This window comes from Eubacterium ramulus ATCC 29099, from assembly GCF_000469345.1.
Lineage (GTDB): Bacteria > Bacillota > Clostridia > Lachnospirales > Lachnospiraceae > Eubacterium_I > Eubacterium_I ramulus.
This window is the reverse complement of record NZ_KI271092.1, coordinates 19,818-45,604: the sequence shown is the minus strand read 5'-3', so window position 1 is coordinate 45,604 and position 25,787 is coordinate 19,818. Positions and strand designations below refer to the sequence as shown.

20 protein-coding genes are annotated in these 25,787 nt (G+C 47.0%); 19 read left to right on the top strand and 1 reads right to left on the bottom strand.

What is annotated here, in order from left to right; all coding sequences use genetic code 11:
• Positions 1-66: 66 nt before the first annotated feature.
• Entirely contained in the window at positions 67-1,347 is a 1,281-nt protein-coding gene (locus HMPREF0373_RS02590) for a sn-glycerol-1-phosphate dehydrogenase (protein ID WP_021738021.1), read from the top strand.
• Positions 1,348-1,353: 6 nt separating this feature from the next.
• Here HMPREF0373_RS02590 and HMPREF0373_RS02585 read toward each other — a convergent pair whose 3' ends face one another.
• Positions 1,354-2,991: a PucR family transcriptional regulator gene (locus HMPREF0373_RS02585; RefSeq protein ID WP_044962621.1), complete on the bottom strand. Its 1,638-nt coding sequence runs from the start codon at positions 2,989-2,991 to the stop codon at positions 1,354-1,356.
• Between the two features lie 249 nt (positions 2,992-3,240).
• On the opposite strand from HMPREF0373_RS02585, the gene HMPREF0373_RS02580 reads away from it, so the two are divergent.
• The 18 genes from HMPREF0373_RS02580 to ftsH all read left to right on the top strand — a co-directional run bounded on the left by HMPREF0373_RS02580 (position 3,241) and on the right by ftsH (position 25,597).
• Positions 3,241-5,355 carry an FAD-dependent oxidoreductase gene (locus HMPREF0373_RS02580; protein ID WP_021738019.1) on the top strand — a complete coding sequence of 705 codons (2,115 nt, stop codon included), beginning with the start codon at positions 3,241-3,243 and terminating at the stop codon, positions 5,353-5,355.
• A gap of 5 nt (positions 5,356-5,360) precedes the next feature.
• Positions 5,361-6,578, top strand: coding sequence for an NADH-ubiquinone oxidoreductase-F iron-sulfur binding region domain-containing protein (locus HMPREF0373_RS02575; protein WP_021738018.1), 1,218 nt, complete (start codon positions 5,361-5,363; stop codon positions 6,576-6,578).
• A 65-nt stretch (positions 6,579-6,643) separates the two neighbouring features.
• Positions 6,644-8,101, top strand: coding sequence for an FAD-dependent oxidoreductase (locus HMPREF0373_RS02570; RefSeq protein ID WP_021738017.1), 1,458 nt, complete (start codon positions 6,644-6,646; stop codon positions 8,099-8,101).
• A 254-nt stretch (positions 8,102-8,355) separates the two neighbouring features.
• Positions 8,356-10,608 carry a formate C-acetyltransferase gene (gene pflB, locus HMPREF0373_RS02565; protein ID WP_021738015.1) on the top strand — a complete coding sequence of 751 codons (2,253 nt, stop codon included), beginning with the start codon at positions 8,356-8,358 and terminating at the stop codon, positions 10,606-10,608.
• Between the two features lie 10 nt (positions 10,609-10,618).
• Positions 10,619-11,353: a pyruvate formate-lyase-activating protein gene (gene pflA, locus HMPREF0373_RS02560; RefSeq protein WP_021738014.1), complete on the top strand. Its 735-nt coding sequence runs from the start codon at positions 10,619-10,621 to the stop codon at positions 11,351-11,353.
• Between the two features lie 353 nt (positions 11,354-11,706).
• Positions 11,707-13,146, top strand: coding sequence for a proline--tRNA ligase (proS, locus tag HMPREF0373_RS02555; protein WP_022035936.1), 1,440 nt, complete (start codon positions 11,707-11,709; stop codon positions 13,144-13,146).
• A gap of 41 nt (positions 13,147-13,187) precedes the next feature.
• A complete protein-coding gene (locus HMPREF0373_RS02550) occupies positions 13,188-14,513 on the top strand; it encodes a CCA tRNA nucleotidyltransferase (RefSeq protein ID WP_021738012.1) in 1,326 nt (441 codons plus the stop codon).
• 77 nt (positions 14,514-14,590) lie between these two features.
• Positions 14,591-15,580 carry a phosphotransferase gene (locus HMPREF0373_RS02545; protein WP_021738011.1) on the top strand — a complete coding sequence of 330 codons (990 nt, stop codon included), beginning with the start codon at positions 14,591-14,593 and terminating at the stop codon, positions 15,578-15,580.
• A gap of 217 nt (positions 15,581-15,797) precedes the next feature.
• Positions 15,798-17,534: a phospho-sugar mutase gene (locus HMPREF0373_RS02540; protein ID WP_021738009.1), complete on the top strand. Its 1,737-nt coding sequence runs from the start codon at positions 15,798-15,800 to the stop codon at positions 17,532-17,534.
• Between the two features lie 132 nt (positions 17,535-17,666).
• Entirely contained in the window at positions 17,667-17,942 is a 276-nt protein-coding gene (locus HMPREF0373_RS02535) for an HU family DNA-binding protein (RefSeq protein WP_021738008.1), read from the top strand.
• A gap of 87 nt (positions 17,943-18,029) precedes the next feature.
• Positions 18,030-18,269 carry an RNA-binding S4 domain-containing protein gene (locus tag HMPREF0373_RS02530; RefSeq protein ID WP_022035934.1) on the top strand — a complete coding sequence of 80 codons (240 nt, stop codon included), beginning with the start codon at positions 18,030-18,032 and terminating at the stop codon, positions 18,267-18,269.
• A gap of 67 nt (positions 18,270-18,336) precedes the next feature.
• Positions 18,337-18,624, top strand: a complete 288-nt coding sequence (gene yabP / locus HMPREF0373_RS02525) for a sporulation protein YabP (RefSeq protein ID WP_021738006.1) — start codon at positions 18,337-18,339, stop codon at positions 18,622-18,624.
• Positions 18,624-19,115 (top strand): spore cortex biosynthesis protein YabQ, encoded by a 492-nt coding sequence (gene yabQ / locus HMPREF0373_RS15905; RefSeq protein ID WP_021738005.1) that lies wholly within the window; start codon positions 18,624-18,626, stop codon positions 19,113-19,115. The genes yabP and yabQ overlap by 1 nt, the downstream gene beginning before the upstream one ends.
• A gap of 95 nt (positions 19,116-19,210) precedes the next feature.
• Positions 19,211-19,501, top strand: a complete 291-nt coding sequence (locus HMPREF0373_RS02515) for a septum formation initiator family protein (protein ID WP_167618614.1) — start codon at positions 19,211-19,213, stop codon at positions 19,499-19,501.
• Positions 19,502-19,829: 328 nt separating this feature from the next.
• Entirely contained in the window at positions 19,830-21,677 is a 1,848-nt protein-coding gene (locus tag HMPREF0373_RS02510) for a SpoIIE family protein phosphatase (protein WP_021738002.1), read from the top strand.
• A gap of 15 nt (positions 21,678-21,692) precedes the next feature.
• Positions 21,693-23,228: a tRNA lysidine(34) synthetase TilS gene (gene tilS / locus HMPREF0373_RS02505; protein WP_021738001.1), complete on the top strand. Its 1,536-nt coding sequence runs from the start codon at positions 21,693-21,695 to the stop codon at positions 23,226-23,228.
• Entirely contained in the window at positions 23,221-23,745 is a 525-nt protein-coding gene (hpt, locus tag HMPREF0373_RS02500) for a hypoxanthine phosphoribosyltransferase (protein ID WP_022035929.1), read from the top strand. The genes tilS and hpt overlap by 8 nt, the downstream gene beginning before the upstream one ends.
• Before the next feature lie 19 nt (positions 23,746-23,764).
• Entirely contained in the window at positions 23,765-25,597 is a 1,833-nt protein-coding gene (ftsH, locus tag HMPREF0373_RS02495; protein WP_278244299.1) for an ATP-dependent zinc metalloprotease FtsH, read from the top strand.
• The last annotated feature ends 190 nt before the right edge of the window (positions 25,598-25,787 follow it).

The window sequence follows — 25,787 nt, the reverse complement described above, 5'->3', positions numbered from 1 at the left end:
ATAGTTCACCCAAACTACTGTTTTGTGGGAAAACTATCAGTGCAGAAAAGTGAAGGAGATAGATAGATGGACGTAGACCTTGGGCAGTTAAGAGAGCCGTGCGCCTGCGGAATGGAACATAACATCGATGTGGAGAAGATCGTCATCGAGTCCGGAGCAGTAAGCCAACTGGAAGAGATTCTGGAAGAGTTTCAGAATCCGGTATTTATATGTGACAGCAATACGCGGACGGCGGCGGAACCGTTTTTAGAGGAAGAATTTAAAGATTATCCGGTCATTGAACTGAATCCGGAAGGACTTCAGGCAGACAACCGTGGTGTAAACAAAGTGATGAAACAGCTGGATTATTGTGACAGAGGACTGAGCAGTGTCTCTGTGGATGTGCTGGTGGCGATCGGCGGTGGAACGATCCATGATCTGACCCGCTATGCGGCGACCGAGTACGATATCCCGTTTGTTTCTATACCAACCGCAGCAAGTGTGGACGGTTATGCAGCCAATGTGGCGGCACTGACCTGGGATGGACTGAAGAGGACCGTTGCCGGTGTGTCTCCGCGCTGGATCCTGGCAGATACCGATATTTTCAGTGCGGCACCGTCGCGGCTTACCGCTTCCGGTGTATCCGATTTTCTGGGAAAATATATATCCATTCTTGACTGGAAGATCGCACATCTCGTTACCGGTGAGTACATCTGTGAGGAAGTATGCGATCTGTTGGAAAAGGCACTGCGCGATGTCAGCCGGGTACTGGAAGATATTCGTTTTGGAGACAAAGATGCCATCGAAAAGCTGATGTATGCCCTGCTTCTGTCAGGTTTGTGCATGCAGATGGTGGAAAGTCCGCGCCCGGTATCAGGAGCAGAACATATGGTATCTCATCTGTGGGATCTGAATGTGCTGAATGAGAAAACCAATGCGCTGCATGGTGAGCAGGTAGGCCTCGGTCTTCTGATCGTGACGGATTATTATAAAAAGCTCGGATATGCCATCCGACATAAAAATGTAACTGTAAAATCGGAAACAGCCAAAGGACTTGAAATGAGTCTGTTGGAACATACATTTGGTAAAAAAGGTCTGTTGGAAGGAATTCTGACAGAGAATACGCCGAATCCATTGGAGGATATCGATCTGGAAGAACTGGAAGAACAGCTTCCGGAGATCGAAGATCTCATCGATGACCTCCCGGATGCTGACGATATGTATGCAAAATTGCATGATGCAGGCTGCGTACATGAGATATCTAACCTTGGAATCGACAAAGAAAAAGTAGAACTGACGCTGCAGAGCAGCCCATACGTCAGAAACCGTCTGACGTTACTGCGGCTTTCCAAACTGCTGGAGTGGTAACACCCGTCAGCGGCACAAATAATCCCAGATTTTGAAGGATAATTCATACAGAAATAGAAGATGACTGTCAGAAATGGAAATTTCCAGCAGCTCTTCTATTTTTTTTACCCGATAGAAGAAAGTGCTCCGGTGAATATGCAGATATTCTGCCGTTTTTGCAGCATTCCGGTCATGATCCAGATAGGCCCGCAGTGTTTCCACAAAATCCGTATGGTATGTTTTGTCATAATCCTGCAGCTGGAAAATATGATAATGGATCCCAACTTCCAGCTCCTGGTAATTACATTTGGAAAACAGATATTCCGGCAGGGCATCGGTGCTGTAAAAAAGTGTCTGATCCGGTGCCTGCAGGTCCGACAGCTCCAGGGTGTGGAGTGCCTGATGGTAGAAAATCCGGATTTTCAGGATATCTGCAAAGGGCTGACTTAAGCTGACTTTCAGGTGATTGCGCTCCGCAAACTGCTCCAGTGGATCCGTCAGTTCAGGACTCAGCTGTACCGGCGTATCCTGATTGATCAGCAGGATGATGTTATTTTTGTATACCACGGACATGGCATTCGGATAAACCTGCCGCAGTGACGCCATCTGACGTTTGTTGAACAGGTCGCTGTTGTGCGGTTCCGGACAGTAGAGGATCGCCAGACAGAAGAATTTTCCGAAACGGCGATTCAGCAGTTTCAGCCGGGTTTCTATGATGTTTACATCGTTGAACCGTCCTTCCAGTAGTTCCGTGAGAAACGTTTCATACTGTAAGCCTGTTTTCTGCACGAAGAATTCATGCTTCTGCATTTCAATCGCACAGATATCGGAAAAAGCGGTGATCAGTCGCAGCTCATGTTCACTGGCCTCCGCTTTATCCGGCAGACAGAGTGCTACATAGCCGGTCATGACATGCTGGATGCGGATGCCACAGAAAATCCAGTTCGTATCCGGGTGGTCTTCCGTCTGGATAAAAAATGCCTGATTATTTTTGTAAATCTGATGTTCAATCTGCAGGCGGCGCAGACTTTCCACTTCCTGGGAACTTAAAAATATGCTTCCTTCCTCACTTTTTTCCATACCAAACGGAAGCTGGTGCATCAGCGGGGAGACCGCGATCATGCTGTAACTGGCGTCCAGCACAGACATGGGACGGTGGAGAAAAGATTCTGCCCGGAGGATCAAATCGTCCAGACCATGACCGCTGTAAAGCAGATGATACAGATCATTGATTTCCTGCTGCAATCGCAGTTCAAAGGTCAGCCGCTGGTTCAACAACAGAAAAGTATCTTCCGGTGCAGGCATGTTTTCTACCGGGATGACAGAAAATCTGTCCTGCAAAGCGGTGGCTTCATTCGCTGTATGCAAAAACTCTCCGGTTGTCGGTAAATACTCTGCAGCAGATGTCTTTGCGTAGGTCTCCCAGAGGACAGCGTCTATCAGAAGTACCGGTGACTGCTCTGGAGCCGGTGCCGAAAAAGCATCTGGTTTTAGCAGATTTTCCGGAATGTCATCTGGGTACAGATACAGGGTGTCCGGACACAGAACCGTATTCTGCCGGAGGATATCGATGCGGCTGATAAAACGTGTTGTATCATAGTCATTTCTAACCATACAGCGACAAATATCCTGCAGCTGGTCAAGCAGTGTTTTTAATGTGATCATAAGAATCTCCCTAAAAAGAAAGGGCAGTCTGCCCATTCGACATTTGTTGAAAATAAATCAAAAAGGTGTGAGGATTTTCAACAGCTGTTTGAAGCTTTTTTGCAATCCTCATGTTATAATTTTATCAGTGATTATAGTGACAGTGTACCATAACAGTACCGTGCACGTCAAAAATATATCAGATGTGAGATGAACAGAATGAACATCAAAGCGACAAAGGTTGAATGAAGAACAGAAGGGAGAAAAAACATGGCAGTCATTACGATTGACGGCACCCGCCTGGAAGTGCCGGAGAATAAAAATGTATTGGAATGTGCGCTGGAAGCCGGAATTTATATTCCGCACCTCTGCCATCATCCGGATCTGCCGGAGAATGGTTCCTGCCGCATGTGTATTGTAGAAGTCGAAGGTCAGGAAGGCGTGACCACATCCTGTACCCTGCGTGCACAGGACGGAATGGTAGTACATACCACAAGTGAGCGGATCAACAAACTGCGTACCCTGGCTCTGGAATTACTGCTTGCCGGACATCCGGAAGATTGTTCCACGTGTCCGAAATACGGTAACTGCGAGCTTCAGACACTGATCCAGTATATCGGTGCAAACAACGCACGTATGCGTACCCGTATCAAAGGTATCAAGATGGAAGAGGGCAATCCGCTGCTCATTCATGACATGAACCGCTGCGTACTGTGCGGCCGTTGTGTACGTGCCTGCAACAAACTGAGAGGCGTAGGCGTATTGCAGTACAACAAAAAAGATCTTGAGACATATGTAGGAACCTTACATGGCAAATTGCTGAAAGATGAAGACTGTCGTTTCTGTACGGCCTGTGCAGAAGTCTGTCCGACCGGTTCCATCCGTGATAAATTACAGCTTCTGACAACGAACCTGAAAAAAGAAGAGGCATTGGTGCCGTGTCGTACCGCCTGTCCGGCTCATACGGATATCCCACGTTACATCCGTTTTGTAAAAGAAGGCGATTATGATGCAGCCGTAGCGGTCATCCGTGAGAAAGTACCGTTCCCGAACGCACTGGGACATGTCTGCAGTCATGTATGTGAGCTGGAGTGCAAACGAAAAGAAGTCAGTGAGGCAATGTCCATCCGTGACATCAAACGTTATGCCGCAGAGCATGACACCGGCCGTTACTGGAAGGGAAAAGGAAAACAGCTTCCCGATACCGGCAAGAAAGTATGCGTCGTAGGTGGAGGACCGGCAGGTCTGACCGCAGCATATTACCTGAGAAAACAGGGACACGCCGTTACCGTAAAAGAAGCACTTCCGACCGTTGGTGGTATGATGTCTTATGGAATCCCGTCCTACCGGCTTCCGCGTGAGATCATTGCACAGGAAGCAAACGTAATCGAGGAGCAGGGCGTAGTCATCGAGACAAATACAAAAGTAGACAAACCGGTTGAATTACTGAGTGAGTACGATGCGGTCTTAATGACCATCGGTGCACACAAAGGTGTCCGTCTTCCGATGGAAGGCAGCGAGCTTCCGGGTGTTCTGTTAAATATTGATTTCCTGCGTAATGCAAGTCTTGGTCAGGAGACCGGAATGGGCAAGCGTATCATTGTTCTCGGAGGTGGAAACGTAGCTTTCGACTGTGCGAGAACCGCAAAACGTCTGGGCGCAGAGGAAATCCATCTGGCCTGTCTGGAGGCAAGAGAAGCCATGACTGCTGATGATGAAGAAATTGAGCAGGCAAAAGAAGAAGGCATATTCGTGCATCCGGCGCAGACTTTTGAGCGTATCACAGGAACCGATGCTGTTACCGGCGTAGACTTTATGAATGTAAAATCGTTTACCTTCGATGAGAACCGCAGAGCCATCATCGAAAAAGAGGAAGGCAGCGAGCATCACATTGATGCAGACACGGTTATTTTTGCAACCGGTCAGCGCCCGGATCTGACAGAAGAAGCAGGTCTGGCCCTGGGCAGAGCAAATAGCATTGTTGTAAAAGAAAACTCCCTTGCAACTGAGACCGAAGGTGTATTTGCAGCCGGCGACGTTGTATATGGAACAAAATCCGTAATCCTTGCCATTGCATCCGGCCGGGATGCGGCGGTTGAAATTGATAAATATCTTGGTGGCGACGGAGACATCAGCGAGACACTTGCTCCGGAGCAGCATGCAGATCCGAAGATTGGCAAAATAGAAGGTTTTGGTTACCTTGGACGTACCAAGACGCAGGTAACACCGGCAGCAGAGAGACAGGACAACTTCAGCGAGGTAGACCATGGTATCTGTGATGCGGATATCTGCGGCGAGGCAAGCCGCTGTCTGCAGTGTGACTTAAGACTTCAGATCCATCCGTCCAGACTGTGGACCGAATATTCGAATCAGAAGGAGGCGTAAGACAGATGAGTGCTTTAGAAAATGCAAAAAACATGAGTGTTGAAGATATTCTGGCAAAAACTGCGGCTTCCGGATTACTGGAATTCGGTGTAGAGCGCAGTGTTGTGACAGAAAAATGGAATCAGGTAAATGCAGAACGAGAATTTCAGACGAATCCGATCCGTGTGGTTGCAGGTTTAAATAATGCGGATATCGCAGGGGTTCAGCTGGAAGTATTGAAAGCTGATCCGAAAAAAGTAATGGAAGGTATGGCAATCGCAGCGCTGGCAGTAAATGCAGAAGAAATGTATCTGTACCTTCCGGAGAAAGAAGTTGAGTATGCAAAAGGACTTGAGACAGAGGCTGTCGGATACGGCATCCGGATCCAGACAGGGCTCATCAATCGCAGAGCAAGCCGCGGCGGTGCATTCCATCACATTTTAACTATGGCTGCACTGGCTGATATTTTCACAGACAGCTACGAGCCGTGTACTTATATGGCAGTGTGCAAAGACGGCAAAATGGGTGAACTTCAGAAAGTATCCTTTGGTATAAAAGTGGCTGAACTGGTAGGAGATGCAGATGTGAAAGCCATCGCCATCGGTACAAAACTGTACGACGCATCCGCTATGGATCTGGTGATTGAAGCAGATACCCAGATCGGAAACGGTGTGATCACGGTTTACAGTTCCAAATGCTGTATGATCCATGAAACTGAAGAGGTGCTTTTGGCAGAGCGCAAACAGAGCTGTGGAAAATGTACGTTTTGCCGTGAGGGTCTGATCCAGCTTCATACCATGGTAAAAGAAATTACAGAAGGACAGGGAAAAAAAGAATTTACAGATATGATGGAAGAAATCGGAGAAGCCATGACATTCTCTACTCCGTGTACCATGGGACAGACTGCATCTGATTTTGCAATGGGTTCCCTGAAATATTTTGCAGGTGAGTATGAAGATCATATCAAGAAGAAAAAATGTGCAAACAATGTATGTTCCGCATTTATGAGCATTTACATTGATCCGGATCTTTGTGAAGGATGTGAGGAATGTGCGGATGTCTGTCCGGCTGATGCCATTGAGGGCAAGAGCGGCTATATCCACATGATCGATGAATTTGAATGTACCAAGTGCGGAAAATGTATTTCCGCATGTGAGAATGATGCAATTATCCAGACAAATGGCCGTCTGCCGAAGCTGCCGACCCGTCTGACAAAATGCGGTAAATTTAAAAAACGTCACTAAGCACAGAGAGAAACTTTTCCTTTTAAGGAATTCACAATAACACAATTTTATGGAGGTATTTCATTATGAAAACAATGGAAGCAGATGTAATTGTAGTAGCAGCCGGCCCTGCAGGCCTTGCGGCAGCAATCACAGCAGGCGAGAACGATCTGAAAGCAATCGTATTTGAAAAATCCAACACAACCGGTGGAGCAGCAAACATGGGTATGGGACCGCTGGGTATCGGTACAAAATACCAGAAAAAAGCATTCTGCGATATCACAGTAGACGAAGCGCTGAACAAACATATGGAGTATACACATTACCGTGTAGACAGCGATCTGGTTCAGACATACTTCAATAAATCCGCAGACACCATCGAGTGGCTGGAGGATATGGGTGTTGAGTTCGCAGGCGCATTCCGTTACTTCAGAGAGTCTGAGGCAACATGGCATATTGTAAAACCGGAGAATGGTGTGATCGGACCTCGTGCAGCAGGACCGATGGTTCGTGCAATGACAGAGAAAGCAAAAGAACTTGGTGCTGAAATCTACCTTGAGACACCGGCAACCGGCCTGATCATGGAAGACGGCAAATGCGTTGGTGTAAAAGCAGTTGATAAAAACGGTGAAGAGATTGAAGCTCGCGGTAAAGCAGTCGTTGTTGCAACCGGTGGATTTGGTACAAACAAAGAGATGATCAAAGAAAACTTTGGCTATGACCTCTGGGAGAACTACTTCCCGTTCAATGTTCCGGGTACAACCGGTGACGGTCTGAACATGATGTGGGATGCCGGTGCACAGAAATTTGGTGCAAATATCGAGATGATCTATCAGTTAAAAGACAATATGAACTGGTTCCTGTTAGACGCAGTTCTTCGTCAGCCAAACCTTCTGATCAACCAGAACGGTGACCGTTTCATGAACGAGGGCATGATGGGTAACACAACTTACACAGGTAATGCGCTGGCACTTCAGCCTGGAAATTACGGATACTGCATCATGGATGCTAAAATCCTGAAAAACTACAAGAAAAATGGCCCGGATATCTTTGATATCGTTCATCCGGAAGATGCATTCCTGGCAGTTGATGCTGAGTTTGACCGTGCAGAGGAAGAAGGATATGACGGATTCATCCGCGCAGATTCCATCGAAGAGCTGGCTGAGAAACTTGGTATTGACGCTGACAAACTGGAGGAGACTCTGGACGATTACAACGATATGTGTGATGAGGGATACGATGCTCAGTTCCACAAAAAACATGAGTATCTGCATCCGATCACAGGTAAGGGCGGCTACCTGGTAGGTAAATATTACATTGCTGCTTATGGAACAGTAGGCGGTGTCAGAATCAACAAATACGGCGAAGTAATGGATGCAAATCTGAAACCGATTCCGGGACTTTACAGTGCAGGATCTGATGCAAATACCATCTATGGTGATAGTTATAACTTTACACTGTGCGGAAACACCATGGGATTTGCTATTAACTCCGGACGTATGGCTGGTGAGGCAATCGCAGACTACATCGACGAGAATTTTTAGGACGACTTTGAAGTATTGATAAAAAATAACAAGAAAAACCAGAAGTAAACTGGTAGAACCACAATAGGGATAGGAAAATATAGGGAATTCAGCCTGAATTTACTTTTTTAAGTAGATTCGGGCTGTTTTTTTCTTGAAACAAAAGCTGATAGTGATAAAAAATTAACAAAAAGGTGTTGTGTTCTGCATACAATTCTGCTATTCTACTGCCGTGGAATTGATTAATAGTTACTAACCAGAAAGTGAGGACGATCATGAAGGAATTTGAACAGTGGAATGGTTTTGAAGGACGTTTGTGGAAAGAAGAAGTAAATGTCCGCGACTTTATCCAGAACAACTACACACAGTATGATGGAGATGAGGAGTTTCTGGCTGAACCGACAGATGCAACAAACCGTCTGTGGGGCAAACTGCAGGAGTTGCAGAAAGCAGAGCGTGCAAAAAACGGCGTTCTGGACATGGAGACAGAAATTGTTACTTCCCTGACAGCTTATGGTCCGGGATACATTGATGAAGAATTAAAAGATCTGGAGCAGGTTGTTGGTCTGCAGACAGATAAACCGCTGAAACGTGCATTCATGCCGTATGGTGGAATTAAGATGGCTGAAGAATCCTGCAGAATGTACGGATATGAGCCAAGTGAAAAAATTCATGAGATTTTTACAAAATACCACAAAACTCACAATCAGGCAGTATTTGATATTTATACACCGGAGATGAAAGTTGCAAGACACAACAAAATTTTAACAGGTCTTCCGGATACTTATGGACGTGGACGTATCGTTGGCGATTACCGCAGGGTAGCTCTGTATGGTATCGACAAACTGATCGAGTTCAAGAAAAAAGATTTTGATGCAACCAACCGTCAGGGTATGCGTCGTGGTGACTTCCAGTTAAGAGAAGAGATCGCAGAGCAGATCCGTGCGTTAAAAGGCATGAAAGAAATGGCTGCTATCTATGGCTATGATATTTCACAGCCGGCTAAAAATGCGAAAGAGGCAGTTCAGTGGGTATACTTCGGATACCTTGCAGCTGTTAAGACACAGAATGGTGCAGCCATGAGTGTTGGACGTGTATCTACCTTCCTTGATATTTATATCGAGAGAGATCTGAAAAACGGCATTCTGACAGAGGAAGAAGCACAGGAACTCATCGACCATATGACAATGAAATTCCGTATGGTAAAATTTGCAAGAATCGAGTCCTACAACCAGCTGTTCTCCGGTGATCCGGTTTGGGCTACACTGGAAGTAGCAGGTATCGGCATGGATGGCCGTCACCAGGTTACAAAGACAGATTATCGTTTCCTGCATACACTTGAAAACATGGGACCGGCTCCGGAACCGAACCTTACGGTATTATATTCTTCTCACTTACCGGAGAACTTCAAGAAATATGCAGCTCATATTTCTGTTGAGACAAGTTCCATCCAGTATGAGAACGACGATGTAATGCGTCCGGTATGGGGCGATGATTACTCCATCTGCTGCTGTGTATCTGCCACAGAGACAGGAAAAGAGATCCAGTTCTTCGGTGCCCGTGCAAACCTTGCAAAATGCCTGCTTTACGCAATCAACGGTGGTATGGATGAGAAAACTCACGATCAGGTAGCTCCGGAATATGCACCAATCACATCCGAGTATCTTGATTATGATGAAGTAATGAAAAAATATGATGTAATGATGGACTGGCTGGCTCACCTCTATGTAGGTACCCTGAACATGATCCATTACATGCATGATAAATATTACTATGAAGCAGCTGAGATGGCGCTGATCGATACCGATGTACGTCGTACATTCGCAACAGGTATCGCAGGATTTTCACATGTAGTAGATTCCTTGAGCGCGATTAAATATGCAAAAGTAAAAACAATCCGTGACGAGAGCGGAATTGCCGTTGACTTCGAGACAACCGGCGATTTCCCGAAATACGGAAACGACGATGAGAGAGCAGATGAGATCGCTGTATGGCTGCTGCGCACATTCATGAGCAAACTGAAATATTGCCATACATACCGTGATTCTGAGCCTACGACATCTATCCTGACGATTACATCCAACGTTGTATATGGTAAAGCAACCGGTTCCCTTCCGGATGGAAGAAAAGCAGGTGCTCCGCTTTCACCGGGAGCAAACCCATCCTACGGCGCAGAGCAGAACGGATTATTAGCATCCCTGAACTCTGTTGCAAAACTTCCATATGAAGAAGCACTGGATGGTATCTCCAATACACAGACCATCAACCCGGGTGCTCTGGGACATGATGAAGCGGAACGTGTAGACAATCTGGTAAATGTTCTCGACGGATACTTTGACCAGGGTGCACATCACCTGAACGTAAACGTATTCGGCGTAGAGAAGCTGATCGATGCTATGGAGCATCCGGAGAAAGAAGAGTACGCAAACTTCACCATCCGTGTATCAGGATACGCAGTAAAATTCATCGATCTGACAAGAGAGCAGCAGATGGATGTAATCTCACGTACCTGCCATACGCAGCTGTAAGGAGGAAAATATGGAAAACATCACAGGTTACGTGCATTCCCTGGAAAGTTTCGGTTCCGTGGACGGGCCGGGAGTACGTTATGTGATTTTCCTTTCCGGTTGTGCCATGCGCTGCCAGTTCTGCCATAACCCGGATACCTGGGATATGGCGGGCGGGCAGCCATACACAGCAGATCAGCTTTTGGAAAAAGCCTGTCGATACCGCACTTACTGGAAACAGAAGGGCGGTATTACTGTAAGTGGGGGAGAACCGCTGCTTCAGATTGATTTTGTGACAGAACTGTTCCGCAAGGCGAAGGAAAGGGGAATTCACACCACCTTGGATACCAGCGGAAATCCATTTACTGAAAAAGAGCCTTTTTATTCCAAATGGAAAGCACTGATGCAGTATACAGATTTGATTTTACTGGATATCAAGCATATTGATCCGGAAGGTCATCTGGAACTGACCGGTCAGCCAAACGACAATATCCTTGCTATGGCGCGGGAATTGTCGGATATGGGAAAACCGGTGTGGATCCGTCATGTCCTTGTACCGGAGCGGAACGATAAGGATGAGTATTTGCACCGTCTGGCAGATTTTATCCATACGCTGAACAATGTGGAGCGGGTCGAAGTTCTTCCGTATCATACGTTAGGCGTATTCAAATGGGAAAAACTTGGAGTTCCATATCCGCTGGAGGGCATCAGACCACCGGAAAAAGAACGGGTGGAAAATGCAGAGAGGATTCTTCAAGCCCCTTGACATTCCCGCTGAATTCACTTAAAATAACGACTGATCCGTTCTATAATTTATTGAGAGATATTGGCTGAGACGGGAGATAGTACAGGTGGAAGATTCTACAGAGAGAGGATGTTAGTGCAGTGGCACTAAAGCTGAGACATCCTTGTTTGGAACATCTGGAACCGGGCCCTGAGCTTCGTGCGAGGAGTACGACGTAGTACCGGCGTTAACGGTTTTTGAGTGGATATGCGTGTGAGAAAGTCACGTATATAAGCAGGGTGGTACCGCCGGAGTTCCGGTCCCTATGTGGACTGGGATTCCGGCGTTTTTTGACCTTACAGGAAATAATTATTTTGAGAAAAGGAGATATCGTTATGGCAAAGGACAAAAAATTAGTAGAAGCCATTACATCCATGGATGTGGATTTTGCACAGTGGTACACAGATGTAGTAAAAAAAGCTGGATTAACCGATTATTCCAGTGTTAGAGGATGCATGGTCATCAAACCGGCAGGATATGCGATCTGGGAGAACATCCAGAAAGAGCTTGACCGCCGTTTCAAAGAGACCGGCGTAGAGAATGTATATATGCCGATGTTTATTCCGGAGAGCCTTCTGAACGTAGAGAAAGATCATGTAGAAGGATTTGCACCGGAAGTGGCATGGGTAACACATGGTGGATTAAACCCACTGCAGGAACGTCTTTGTGTGCGTCCGACATCTGAGACATTATTCTGTGATTTCTATAAAAATGATATCCAGTCTTACCGCGATCTGCCAAAGGTATATAACCAGTGGTGTTCTGTAGTAAGATGGGAGAAAGAGACCCGTCCGTTCCTTCGTTCCAGAGAGTTCTTATGGCAGGAAGGACATACAGCGCATGCAACAGCCGAGGAAGCTGAGGCACGTACCGTACAGATGCTGAACCTGTATGCAGACTTCTGTGAAGAAGTGCTGGCTATGCCGGTAATCCGCGGACAGAAGACCGAGAAAGAAAAATTTGCAGGTGCTGAGGCTACTTACACCATCGAGGCACTGATGCATGACGGAAAAGCACTGCAGTCAGGAACCAGCCACAACTTTGGGGATGGATTTGCAAGAGCATTTGGTATCCAGTATACAGATAAAGAGAATAAGTTACAGTATGTACATCAGACATCCTGGGGTATGACGACCCGTCTGATCGGTGCGATCATCATGGTTCACGGTGATGATTCCGGTCTGGTTCTGCCGCCGCACATTGCACCGACCCAGGTAATGGTTATTCCGATCCAGCAGAGAAAAGAAGGCGTTCTGGATACAGCACAGGAAGTACAGGCACGTTTGGGAAAAGTATGCCGTGCGAAATTAGATGATTCCGATAAGAGTCCGGGATGGAAATTCTCCGAGCAGGAGATGCGTGGTATCCCGCTTCGTGTGGAATTAGGACCGAAAGATATCGAGAACAATCAGTGTGTACTGGTCCGTCGTGATACTCGCGAAAAAGTAGTCGTATCTCTGGATGAAGTAGAAACGAAAGTTCCGGAGTTATTAGAGACGATTCAGAAAGATATGTTTGAACGTGCAAAAGCACATCGTGATGCTCATATCACAGATGCACACAATTATGAGGAATTCTGTGATGCTGTTGAGAACAAACCGGGATTCATCCGTGGTATGTGGTGTGGTGACCGTGCCTGCGAGGACAAGATCAAAGAAGAGACCGCTGCTACGTCCAGATGTATGCCGTTCAACGATCAGGAACATATTTCTGATGTATGCGTATGTTGTGGAAAACCGGCGAAAAAACTGGTATACTGGGGCAAAGCATATTAAAAACAGTCATTTTTAGTATGTCTGCTTAAAGGAGGGTGCCTATGAAGATCGAGTTACCGGAAAAAGTAAAGACCGTCATTGCTGAGCTGAAAGCACATGGTTATGATGCTTATGCTGTGGGCGGCTGTATCCGAGACAGTATCCTTGGACGTACCCCCGGAGACTGGGATATTACGACATCTGCCAAACCGCATCAGGTGAAGGCGATTTTTCCACGAACCGTGGACACCGGGATCCAGCATGGTACCGTGACAGTTTTGATGGATAAGGAAGGATTTGAGGTCACTACTTACCGTATTGACGGCGAATATGAGGATGCACGCCATCCGAAAGACGTGATTTTTACTTCCAATCTGCTGGAAGATTTGAAACGCCGGGATTTTACCATCAATGCAATGGCATACAACGATGAGACCGGTCTGGTGGATGCCTTTGATGGTATTGCAGATCTGAACGCAAAGCGGATCCGATGCGTGGGAGAACCGACAGAACGTTTTTCGGAGGATGCACTGCGTATGCTCCGTGCAGTCCGTTTTGCAGCACAGCTTGGTTTTGCCATTGAGGAGCGGACAGAACAGGCCATCCGTGACATGTGCGGAAATCTGGAAAAGATCAGTGCGGAGCGGATCCAGGTGGAACTGGTAAAACTGGTGACATCGGATCATCCGGAGGAAATGCAGAACGTCTATGACACCGGAATCGCGGCAATGATTCTGCCGGAGTTTTGCACCATGATGGAGACGGAACAGCATAACCCGCATCATATCTATACTGTGGGCGAGCACACGATCCGTTCCATGCAGTATATCCGGGCAGATAAAGTGCTGCGTCTGACTATGTTGCTTCACGATGTGGCGAAACCGGTCTGCCGCACCGAGGATGAGAACGGGATCCATCATTTTCACGGACACCCACAGGTGGGAGCAGAGATGAGCCGCAAGATCCTTCGCAGACTGAAGTTCGACAATGATACGATCCACCGGGTAATGGCGCTGGTGCGGGCACACGATGACCGGCCACCGCTGCAAGGCAGAAGTGTCCGCCGGGCAATCTACCGGAACGGTACAGAACAGTATCCGGAATTGTTTGAGGTAAAACGGGCGGATATTCTGGCACAGAGCAGTTTTCTGCAGCAGGAAAAACTGTTGTATGTCGACCGGTATGAGCATATGTATCAGCAGATTATGGAAAAAGAGCAGTGTCTGTCCTTAAAGGAACTGGCAGTGAACGGCTCGGATCTGATTGCCCGAGGTATTCAGCCCGGAAAAGAGATCGGAGAAATTCTGCATCAGATGCTGGAGAAAGTTCTGGAAGAACCGGAATTGAATGAGAAGGAAGTATTGCTTGCCTGGTACTTCAAAGCATAAATAACAACACCTCTTCATATGATAAACAAGGGCTAACGGTTGTTTAGCAGACATTTATCGTATAAAGGGGTGTTTTTATGTATTATCAGGTGGAACAGGTACTGGAACAACAGGAACCGGAGATTGAAAAATTTTACAAAGGGCGTGGGCTTCTGATCTGCGAAGCGAAACAGGGTCTGTTCGCATTAAAGGAATATTTTGGCTCCGCACAGAAGGCGGAGTTTTTATATTGGCTGGGAATCTGTCTGGAGCAGCAGGGAATCCTGTGTGATTCTATGTTGAAAAACAAGGATGGCAGCCTGATTACGGAAGGACCGGATCGGATTCCGTACACGTTTCATCGCTGGGTACGGGGGCGGGAGTGTGAGGTGAAAAACCGGACGGAACTGTTGGAAACGGTTTCCTTTCTGGCGGATTTTCACCGGTGCTGTTCCGAAAGTGGGGTGGAACAAACGGAGGAGGAAAGCGCAGAGGAAGAAATGACAAAGCTTGGGGAAGAATATGTGCGGCACAACCGGGAATTGAAGCATATCCGCAAGTACATCCTGAAGCGGAACAATAAGAGTAAATTTGAGCGTCTGTATCTGGAATGCTATGAAGCATTTGCGCGGCAGTCTGCGGAGGTGGTAGAATTTCTGCAGCGATATCCGGAACAGGATGGCGGCTATACCACTGGTGTCTGCCACGGAGATGTGAATCAGCACAATATCCTGTTCACTTCCGACGGACCGGCCCTGATCCAGATGGAACATGCCCATGTGGGAGCACAGATTACGGACGTGGGTAAATTTTTGCGCAAGATTCTGGAGAAAAATGACTGGAACCGGCAGCTTGGCATGGAGCTGATCCGGGAATACTGCCGGATACATCCGCTGAGCGAACAGGATCTGCGGGGGCTGTATTACCGGCTCGCATATCCGGAAAAATTCTGGAAGATCGCGAATCGCTATTATTGTAGCAGAAAGGTATGGGATTCGGGGCAGAATTATGAAAAGCTGTACCGGGAGATCCGGCAGAACCGTGCGCGCAGCCAGTTCCTCCATGCCCTCAGAGCTTGGTGTGGCTGATCGGAAAATGAGAGATATAAGGTACATCTGTAACTGCTTCAATGTGTATAAATCAGGTCGAAACGTGGCGGAAAACGCCGAGAAAAGCAGTTTCCATTTGGCAATTAGTGTGATATAATGATTGACGGGTATTGATCATGAACTGATGCTGTTCATGATAGGATGATCAATGCTGATATTACAAAATATCAATGAATGAAACGCAGGAGGTTCGATCATGAGTTACAGAGAAGCATATGAATCCTGGCTGAGCAATCCGTATTTTGATGAGGATACAAAAGAAGAATTGCGAAGCATTGCAAATGATGAGAAAGAGATTGAAGATCGTTTTTATATGGATCTTGAATTTGGTACAGCCGGTTTAAGAGGTGTCATCGGTGCCGGAACTAATCGTATGAATGTATACACAGTTCGTAAGGCGACACAGGGACTGGCAAATTATATTATTAAAGTAGGCGCACAGGCAAAGGGTGTTGCCATTGCATACGATTCCAGAAGAATGTCCCCGGAATTTGCAAATGAAGCAGCTTTATGTCTGGCAGCGAACGGTATCAAAGCATACATTTTTGAGAGCCTTCGTCCGACTCCGGAGCTGTCTTATGCAGTCCGTTACCTGGGATGTACAGCCGGAATCAATGTGACTGCAAGCCACAATCCGCCGGAATACAATGGTTACAAAGTATACTGGGAGGACGGTGCACAGATCACACCGCCACACGACGGCGGCATCATGGCAGAAGTAAAAGCTGTGACAGATTATGCAACGACAAAGACGATGTCCAAAGAGGACGCAGTGGCAGCAGGTCTGTATGAAGTGATCGGTGCAAACATTGATGATCCGTACATTGCTGAGTTAAAGAAGCTGGTATTGAATCAGGATGCCATCAATGCAGTAGCAGATGACCTGAAGATTGTATATACACCACTTCACGGTACCGGAAATATCCCGGTTCGCCGTGTATTAAAAGAGCTTGGTTTCAAGCACGTCTATGTGGTTCCGGAGCAGGAACTTCCGGATGGCAATTTCCCTACCGTAAGTTATCCGAATCCGGAAGCGGCAGAAGCTTTCACACTGGGACTTGGCATGGCAAAAGAATTGGATGCTGATCTGGTGCTGGCAACAGATCCGGATGCTGACCGTCTCGGCGTATATGTAAAAGACAGCAAAACCGGCGAATATCATTCCCTGACCGGAAATATGTCCGGATGCCTGATCGGTGCATATGAGATCAGCCAGAGAAAAGAAAAACAGGGACTTCCGGCAGACGGTGCTTTTGTAAAATCCATCGTTTCCACCAATCTTGCAGATGCCATTGCGGCAGACTACGGTGTAAAACTGTATGAAGTTCTGACCGGCTTCAAGTTTATCGGTCAGAAAATGCTGGAGTTTGAAACAAAAGGAAACGGCACATATCTCTTCGGAATGGAAGAAAGTTACGGATGTCTGCCTGGTACATATTGCCGTGATAAAGATGCAGTGGTTGCTTCCATGGCATTATGTGAGGCTGCAGCATACTATAAGACCCAGGGCAAGACTCTGTGGGATGCGATGCTGGATCTCTATGAGAAATACGGCTATTACAAAGATGATGTAAAAGCCATTACCTTAAAGGGTATTGAAGGACTTGCCAAAATCCAGGAGATCATGACAACTCTGCGCGATAATACACCGGCTCAGATCGGTGAACACAAAGTGCTGAAAGCAAGAGACTACAAGAAGGATACGATCACAGATCTGGAGACAGGTGCAGTGACACCGACGGGTCTGCCGAATTCCAACGTACTGTATTATGAACTTCCGGATGCGGCATGGGTATGTTTCCGCCCGTCAGGTACAGAGCCAAAACTGAAATTCTACTATGGTGTCAAAGCAGACAGCATGGAAGCAGCAGATGCAAAAGCAGCAGAGCTTGGCGCAGCAGTTATGGCTATCGTAGAGCCGATGTTAGGCTGATGGTGCATATGAGCACTAACGAATATCGGCTGTGTGACCTGTTTTCCTTGACAAATACAGGGAAAACAAGTATAAATAGTCTATAATAAAATAAAAAACGGACATTTTTTCGTTCTATAGGAGGAACTTATAATGAACAAAACAGAATTAGTTGCAGCAATCGCAGAGAAAGCTGAATTATCCAAAAAAGATGCAGAGAAAGCTTTAGCAGCATTCACAGATGTTGTAGCAGATACTTTAAAAAACGGTGACAAGATCCAGTTAGTAGGATTTGGTACTTTTGAAGTAGCTGAGCGTGCTGAGAGAACAGGAAGAAATCCACAGACAGGAAAGGATATCGTGATCCCGGCTTCCAAATCTCCGAAATTCAAAGCTGGTAAAGCATTAAAAGATATCGTAAACGCATAATCAGTGATTGTTTCACTTACTGTAATGTAAATGATAATTGGGGCCGTTCCGAACCGGGACAGGCCCCTTTCTACTAGGAGAATCAAGATGAGATTAGATAAATATCTGAAGGTATCCCGTCTGATCAAGCGGCGTACTGTTGCCAATGAAGCCTGTGATGCAGGAAGAGTTATGGTCAACAGCCGAGTGGCGAAAGCATCCCAGGATGTAAAAGTCGGTGATATCATTGAAATCGCATTTGGAAACAAATCTGTCAGAGCAGAAGTTCTGGTTGTGACAGATACTTCCCGAAAGGAAGAAGCAAAGGAAATGTTCCGCTATTTATAAGCCGGAACAGGAGTCATATTTTTATAGAACCTCCCATATACTGGAAACAGTAAGGGAGGTTTTTTATATGGAAGAGAGACAGGCATCAAGACAGCACAGGGTCATTTTGACAAATCGCGGCACCTGTGCGTTAAATGGAATATCGGATATCTTGTCCTTTGATGTTAATGAGATTTTACTGGAAACAGAGATGGGGATGCTGATGATCCGGGGGATCGATCTGCATGTGAACCGGCTGACTCTGGAAAAAGGCGAGGTGGATCTGTCTGGAAAAATTGATTCCATCCAGTATTCTGACGTCAACAAAGGAAAAGGATCCCAGGGGGAGTCGCTGCTGGGGCGGCTGTTTAAATAATGAGCAGTGTGCAGATCCTACATCAGGTGCAGCTGTTTGGACAGGCGGTGCTCTTTGGCTGCTGTATGCTGCTGGTGTATGATCTGATCCGGATTTTCCGCAGAGTGGCAGCACATGGCGTTGTCTGGATCGCAGTGGAAGATATGTTTTTCTGGGTGCTCAGTGCTTTTGTGCTGTTTCAATTTCTGTATCAGGAGGACGATGGCAAGGTACGGGGATTTGTGATCCTGGCCATGTTTCTCGGCATGCTGCTGTATGGAAGGCTGTTCAGCCGGGGTGTGGTGAAGGGTGGAACCTTTCTGCTTCAGAGATTGTGTGGTGGTGCAAGGCATTTTTTTCGAGGGATTATGAAACCTGTCAAAATTATGGTGTGCCCCGTTGGTAAATGTGCACAGTGTTTGAGGCGAATTTGTAAAAAAAGAAACAGATATGTAAAAAAACGATTGAAAAAATTGTGGAAAGCAGTTAAAATGGGTTTATATAAGCTTTAGAAGGACAGAGTTGGATTGTATATGGAATGTAATGGTTCTGTTAATATCCACTCCGCAGCAGGATTTAGTTAGAGGACAGATTGCAGATGCGTAAAATGAAACAAAGAAAGAAAAGTAAAAATAGAACAGGTAAAATTTGTATTTCCTGCATGGTAGTTGTTTTGACACTGATCATGTCCGTGCAGATCGGACATTTATATCAGGTTAATGAAGGTTACAAACAGGATGAGAAGACCAAACAGGCGCAGCTGAAGGATGAGCAGGAGCGTTCCGCGGAGCTTCAGGAAAAGGAAGCATATGTTGGGTCTGACCAGTACATTGTGGATACAGCCAAATCAAAACTTGGCATGACCTATCCGGACGAGATTGTATTTAAAGAAAAATGATTTATTCAATACTTATCAATACTAAGAAGCCATGGAATATTGTTCCGTGGCTTTTGCTGTTGTGTGGGGTGACGCTGAAAAGAATAAATGAAAGGAAGCGTTGGAATTGAACGCAGGAGGATTCTCTTGGTAAAAAACATGAAGTACATCCACTCTTTGGTTAAAAAACATGAAGTGCATCCATTCGATGAAATGTTCCATCCTTGAAAGAATTTTGACGAAATGTTTCGGAAAAACGAACAGGTATTTGACAAAGATTTTACGGTGCCGGACGTAGAATTACTTCCTGAAGATTCTTGAATGAAACAAAATCAGGGAGGAATGTAAAATGAGACGATTCAATTTTAATCTGAAACATATGCTGGTGTGTATGGCAGCGCTGTTGTCGCCACAGTTTCAGCTGGCGGGAGTATATCCGCTGGTTCCGGCACTTTTTATGACGGGATTTGTATGTGGTGTGAACCGCAGTCTGTTATTTCTGTGCAGTATCTGTGGTCTGCTGATCCTGGCACCGGTGTCTGTGATGGTCAAATATGCACTGGTTATATTATTGAGTGCGGCACTGGTGTGGGGGCTGGAACAGTATACAGGGCATTGCCGTACCCATGTGGCGGGAGCATTGTGTGGCGGTGTTACGGTAGTGGTTGGACTGTGTTGGAACGGACTGCATCTGCCGGGGACCTCCGGGCTTGTGATCCGCATTTGCGAAGGCATTCTGGTGACCGGCTTTATCTATGTGGTGAGTCGGCTGGTTATGATGATCCCGGACTGGGAGCCCCGGAGTGAGATGCCGGTGGTTATGTATGCACCGGGTGGCCGGCGTCTGAATGAGTATGCGGAATCTTTTGAAAAACTGTCCCGTACGTTTCGGAAAATGAACCGATACAAAGAGGATTTTTCCGCAGAGGAACTGGGACGGATGCAGACGGAGGTGACGGGGCGGATCTGTGCGTCCTGTAATCAGTGTGCGATTTGCTGGGAAGAGGATACTATGCCGATGTATCAGATCTTGTACCGGTTTCTGCAGGCACTGCAGCGGGGCAGGGAGACAGATGTGCAGGAGCGTGCCACCGAGTTGGGGGAATACTGTCCGTATCGGGAAGATCTGATCGAACAGGTACAGCTGGTATTTGAAAAAGCGCATTTGAATATGGCCTGGTATAACCGGTTACAGGAAAACCGGGATGTGATCGCACAGCAACTCGATGCCATGGCATATATTATGGAGGACTGCGCGAATGAAGAGACGGATGTGACAGCGAAGGAAGGCAAAATTACAGCATCCATGCGTTATGCCTGGAAGGAGTTGGGAGTGCTGGTGGAGCAGCTGAGGATCCTGGAGAACAGTCATGGAAAATGGCAGGTGCTGTTTCAGGGAAGAACCAGGGGCAGCAAGTGTATATCTGTCCGGGAAATGGCCAGACTAATCAGTGGTGTCAGCGGACGGGGATTTGCACCGGCGAAAGACAGTAAGGCATTGCTGGGGACAGAATCACAGTCACTGATATTTTGTGAGAACAGCCGCCTGACGGCCGGATACGGTGTGGCGCGTGCCGTGCGGGAGGACGAGCAGGTGTCCGGAGATAATTTCTCTTTTCAGATGTTGGATAACGGCTGCTGTGTCATGGCTGTATCCGATGGTATGGGAAGTGGTTATGCAGCTTGTAAAGAGAGTGAAATGGTGATAGATTTAATAGAGAAATTCATGGAAGCCGGTTTTTTGCCGGATACGGCACTGCGCATGATGAATTCCGCCATGGTGACCCATGGAGAACATAATCTGTTTTCTACTGTGGATCTTATGCGGCTGGATCTGGACAGTGGAGAGGCGGCGTTTTACAAAATTGGTGCCGCCACGACGTTTATCCGTCATGGAAAAGAGGTGCGGATGGTCACACAGAAGAGCATGCCGGTAGGGGTGTTTGTGGGACAGCAGGTACCGAAGGTGACGGAACAGCTGGCAGACGGAGATTTTGTCATTATGGTAACGGATGGCGTGCTGGAGCATCTGCACGTCCGGGATGCGGGAGAAACCATCTGCGAGGTGATCCGTGGAATTGATACAAACAATGCGGCAGAGTTTTCCAGACTGGTACTGGAACAGGTGCTGCTCTATACCGGTGGCCGTGTCCGGGACGATATGACGGTGCTGACTGCCGGAATCTGGAGCCGGTAGCGAACGGAGAGAAGAATGCAAAAGAAAATACAAATATTTATGGAACAATATCATATGATAGAAAATGGAGATCATGTCGTGGCCGGAGTGTCCGGCGGAGCGGATTCTGTCTGTCTTCTGCGGGTGTTGTGTGAGTTGCGGGAGTGCATGGGATTTTCCCTGTCGGCTGTGCATGTAGAGCATGGCATACGGGGCGCGGAGAGCCTGTCAGATGCAGCATTTGTCAGAGAACTGTGTGCGGCATTGGAAGTTCCGCTGCTGTCCTTTTCTGTGGATGCTCCGGGCCGGGCCGGTGCACGGCATCAGTCTCTGGAGGAGGCAGCCAGGGATCTGCGGTATGAAAGCTTTTATGCGGCATGCAGGCAGCTGGGGGCAAATCGTCTGGCGGTGGCCCATCACGGAGATGATTGTGCGGAGACGCTGCTATTTCATCTGAGCAGGGGAACCGGCATCCGGGGACTGTGTGGTATCGTGCCGGTGCGTAAGCTGGAACAGGTGGAAGCCACACTGATCCGGCCATTATTATGTCTGACCAGAGAAGAAATTGAAAAATTGTTGCAGGATTTTGACCAGGATTACCGGACAGACAGCACAAATCTGGATGAAAACCTGAGCAGAAACCGGATTCGCAGTCAGGTGCTGCCGCAGCTTCGTCAGATCAATTCTGCAGCAGTTCCGCATATGGTGCGGACGGCAGGCTATATGGAAGAAGTATGTGCTTATCTGGATGCGGCAGCCTGGGAAGCAGGGGCACATCTGATCCAATATGTGCCGGAGGCAGAGCATCCACAGGAAATCCGGATCCGGCGCAGTGGGTTTGCAGATCTTCCCGGTGTGCTGCAGAGAAATCTCCTGCAGCGGCTGCTTGGGGAACTGGCAGGCAGCCGTAAGGATATCACGGCGCTGCATGTGGAACAGGTGCAGGCACTGTTTGCCGCACAGGTTGGAAAACAAAGTGACCTTCCTTACCAGATGCGGGCAGAAGCCGGTTATGATGAGATTTATCTGAAGAGAAAGAATACAAAGAATCTGCGTAACCCACAAGGGGCAAGCAATCATGCTGAAAATACAGATTATACAGAAAAGATATCCGGGAATATACGAAAGACAGAGCAGAAGGGTGACGGAAAAGAAAGTGACAGAGTGATTCCGGTGCAGACACTGGATATCTCCGGTATGACACAGCAGTTTAACGGACTGGAAATAACCGCTGAATTACTTCCTTTTGATGGAAATTTTCAACAAATTCCGGAAAAAACATATACGAAATGGTTTGATTATGATAAAATTAAAAATACTGTTCAGATAAGAACACGCCGTCCCGGAGACCGGATCCAGGTGCAATCCGGAGGCGGTCATAAGAAACTGAAAGATTATCTGATTGACAGCAAAATCCCGCAGAATCAGCGGGATTCACTGGTGCTTCTGGCAGACGGAAAAGAGATCATCTGGGTTGTCGGGATGCGGATCAGTGAGGCATATAAAATAACACAGGAGACAAAACGCATTCTGTCCATGTGCGTCAATGGAGGAGAAGAAAAAAATGAGTGAAAAAATTCGTGTGATGTTTTCAGAAGAACAGGTAAACGAAAAGATTAAAGAACTGGGAGCACAGATCAGTGCAGATATGAAGGGTGAACCGGTGAAAATCATTTGTATTTTAAAAGGCGCAAGCTTTTTTGCGTGTGAACTGGCAAAACGTATCACCGTCCCGGTTTTTATTGATTTTATGTCCGTGTCCAGTTACGGTGACGGTACAGAGTCATCCGGTATTGTGCGTATCATCAAAGATCTGGATGATTCCATTATAGGTGAGAACGTGCTGATCGTGGAGGATATCATTGATTCCGGTCGTACATTAAGCTATCTGGTAGAGAACTTAAAGAGCCGTGGAGCCAAAACCGTGCGTCTGTGCACACTGATGAGCAAACCATCCCGCCGTGTGGTAGATGTGCCGGTAGATTACATCGGCTATGAGATTCCGGATGAGTTTGTCGTAGGATACGGCCTGGATTATGCACAGAGATACCGCAACCTTCCGTATGTCGGTGTTGTGGAATTTGAATAGAAAGAGAGGAACTTTGAAATTGAAACATAATTTTAGAGGCCTTGGATTGTATGTGGTGATTTTCCTGGTCATCATTCTGGGCTGGTATTCTTTCGCTTCCAGGGGAATCGGAACAAATACCTGCACACAGGCAGAATTTGAGCAGGCACTGGAGGATGACAAGATCAATTCCATCGTGATCAAACAGAACGAGGAAGTTCCTACCGGTACGGTGACGATTCTGCTGAAGGATGGAACCCGCGAACTGATGAATGTATCGGATGTAGGGGTTATTCAGGAAACACTGAAAGAGGCAGATTTTGACAATTATACACTGAAAGATGTGCCGGGTGAAAATTGGATAGTACAGATTTTACCGACCCTGCTGATGGCAGGTATTCTCATTTTCTTTATCATGAGTATGAATGCGCAGGCCGGAGGCGGCGGTAATTCCAAGATGATGAATTTCGGTAAAAACCGTGCGACGCTGACCATGGGCGAGAATGTGAAAGTCCGTTTCAAAGATGTAGCAGGTCTGAATGAAGAAAAAGAGGAACTGGAAGGAATGGTTGATTTCCTGAAGGATCCGGGCAAATATACAAAACTCGGGGCACGTATTCCGAAAGGTGTTCTGTTAGTGGGACCTCCGGGTACCGGAAAAACATTGATCGCAAAGGCAGTAGCCGGTGAGGCGGGAGTACCGTTCTTCTCTATCTCCGGTTCTGACTTCGTGGAAATGTTTGTCGGTGTCGGTGCTTCCCGTGTCCGCGATATGTTTGCAGAAGCCAAAAAACATGCACCGTGTATCGTATTTATTGACGAGATCGATGCAGTCGGACGCCGACGTGGAACCGGTATGGGCGGCGGACATGATGAGCGTGAGCAGACATTGAACCAGCTGCTGGTAGAGATGGACGGTTTTGGTATCAATGAGGGCATCATCGTTATTGCAGCAACGAACCGTGTGGACATTCTTGATCCGGCATTGCTGCGTCCGGGCCGGTTTGACCGTAAAGTATATGTGGGGCGTCCAGATGTGGGCGGTCGTGAACAGATCCTTTCCGTTCATGCGAAAAACAAACCGCTGGCAGATGATGTGGATTTGAAACAGATTGCCCAGACTACGGCAGGATTTACCGGTGCAGATCTGGAAAACCTGCTGAACGAAGCTGCCATTATTGCAGCAAAAGATCAGCGGATGTACATTTGCCAGAATGATATCAAGAAAGCATTTATCAAAGTAGGTATCGGTGCCGAGAAAAAGAGCCGCATTATTACAGATAAGGAAAAACGAATTACAGCATTCCATGAGGCTGGTCATGCGATTCTGTTCCATCTGCTTCCGGATGTGGGGCCGGTTTATACAGTTTCCATTATCCCGACAGGCGTGGGAGCCGCAGGTTATACCATGCCGCTGCCGGAAAAAGACGAAATGTTCCATACAAAGGGACAGATGCTTCAGGAAATCATCGTAGATCTTGGCGGTCGTGTGGCGGAAGAACTGATTTTTGAGGATGTCACTACAGGCGCATCCCAGGATATCAAGCAGGCTACTTCTCTGGCGAAGTCTATGGTTACCAAGTACGGAATGTCTGAAGATGTGGGACTGATCTGCTATGACGATGAGGAGGAAGTCTTTATCGGAAGAGATCTGGGACACACCAGAGGATACAGCGAGACAGTGGCTACCAGAATTGATGGCGAGATCAAACGGATCGTGGATGAGTGTTACGCAAAAGCACGTCAGATGATCCGTGAGCATGAGGATGTGCTGCATCGTTGTGCAGAACTGCTTCTGGAAAAAGAAAAAATCAACCGTGATGAGTTCGAGGCGTTATTTGAGGAAAAAACTGTAGAAGCGTCTGCTGAGTAAGAATTTGTGGAAATGCACCATGGTTTGTGCGATATTTCCGTAAAATGCGGAGAAGGTTACTTGCGGGTAATGGCGAAAGTGCATAAAAACAATGAACAAAATTTGTGAACTTTATGCACACTTATTTACTGGGATTTGCTATTATACTAACTGTAAATACCCCCAATACATTATATAGTTTTTTGCTACC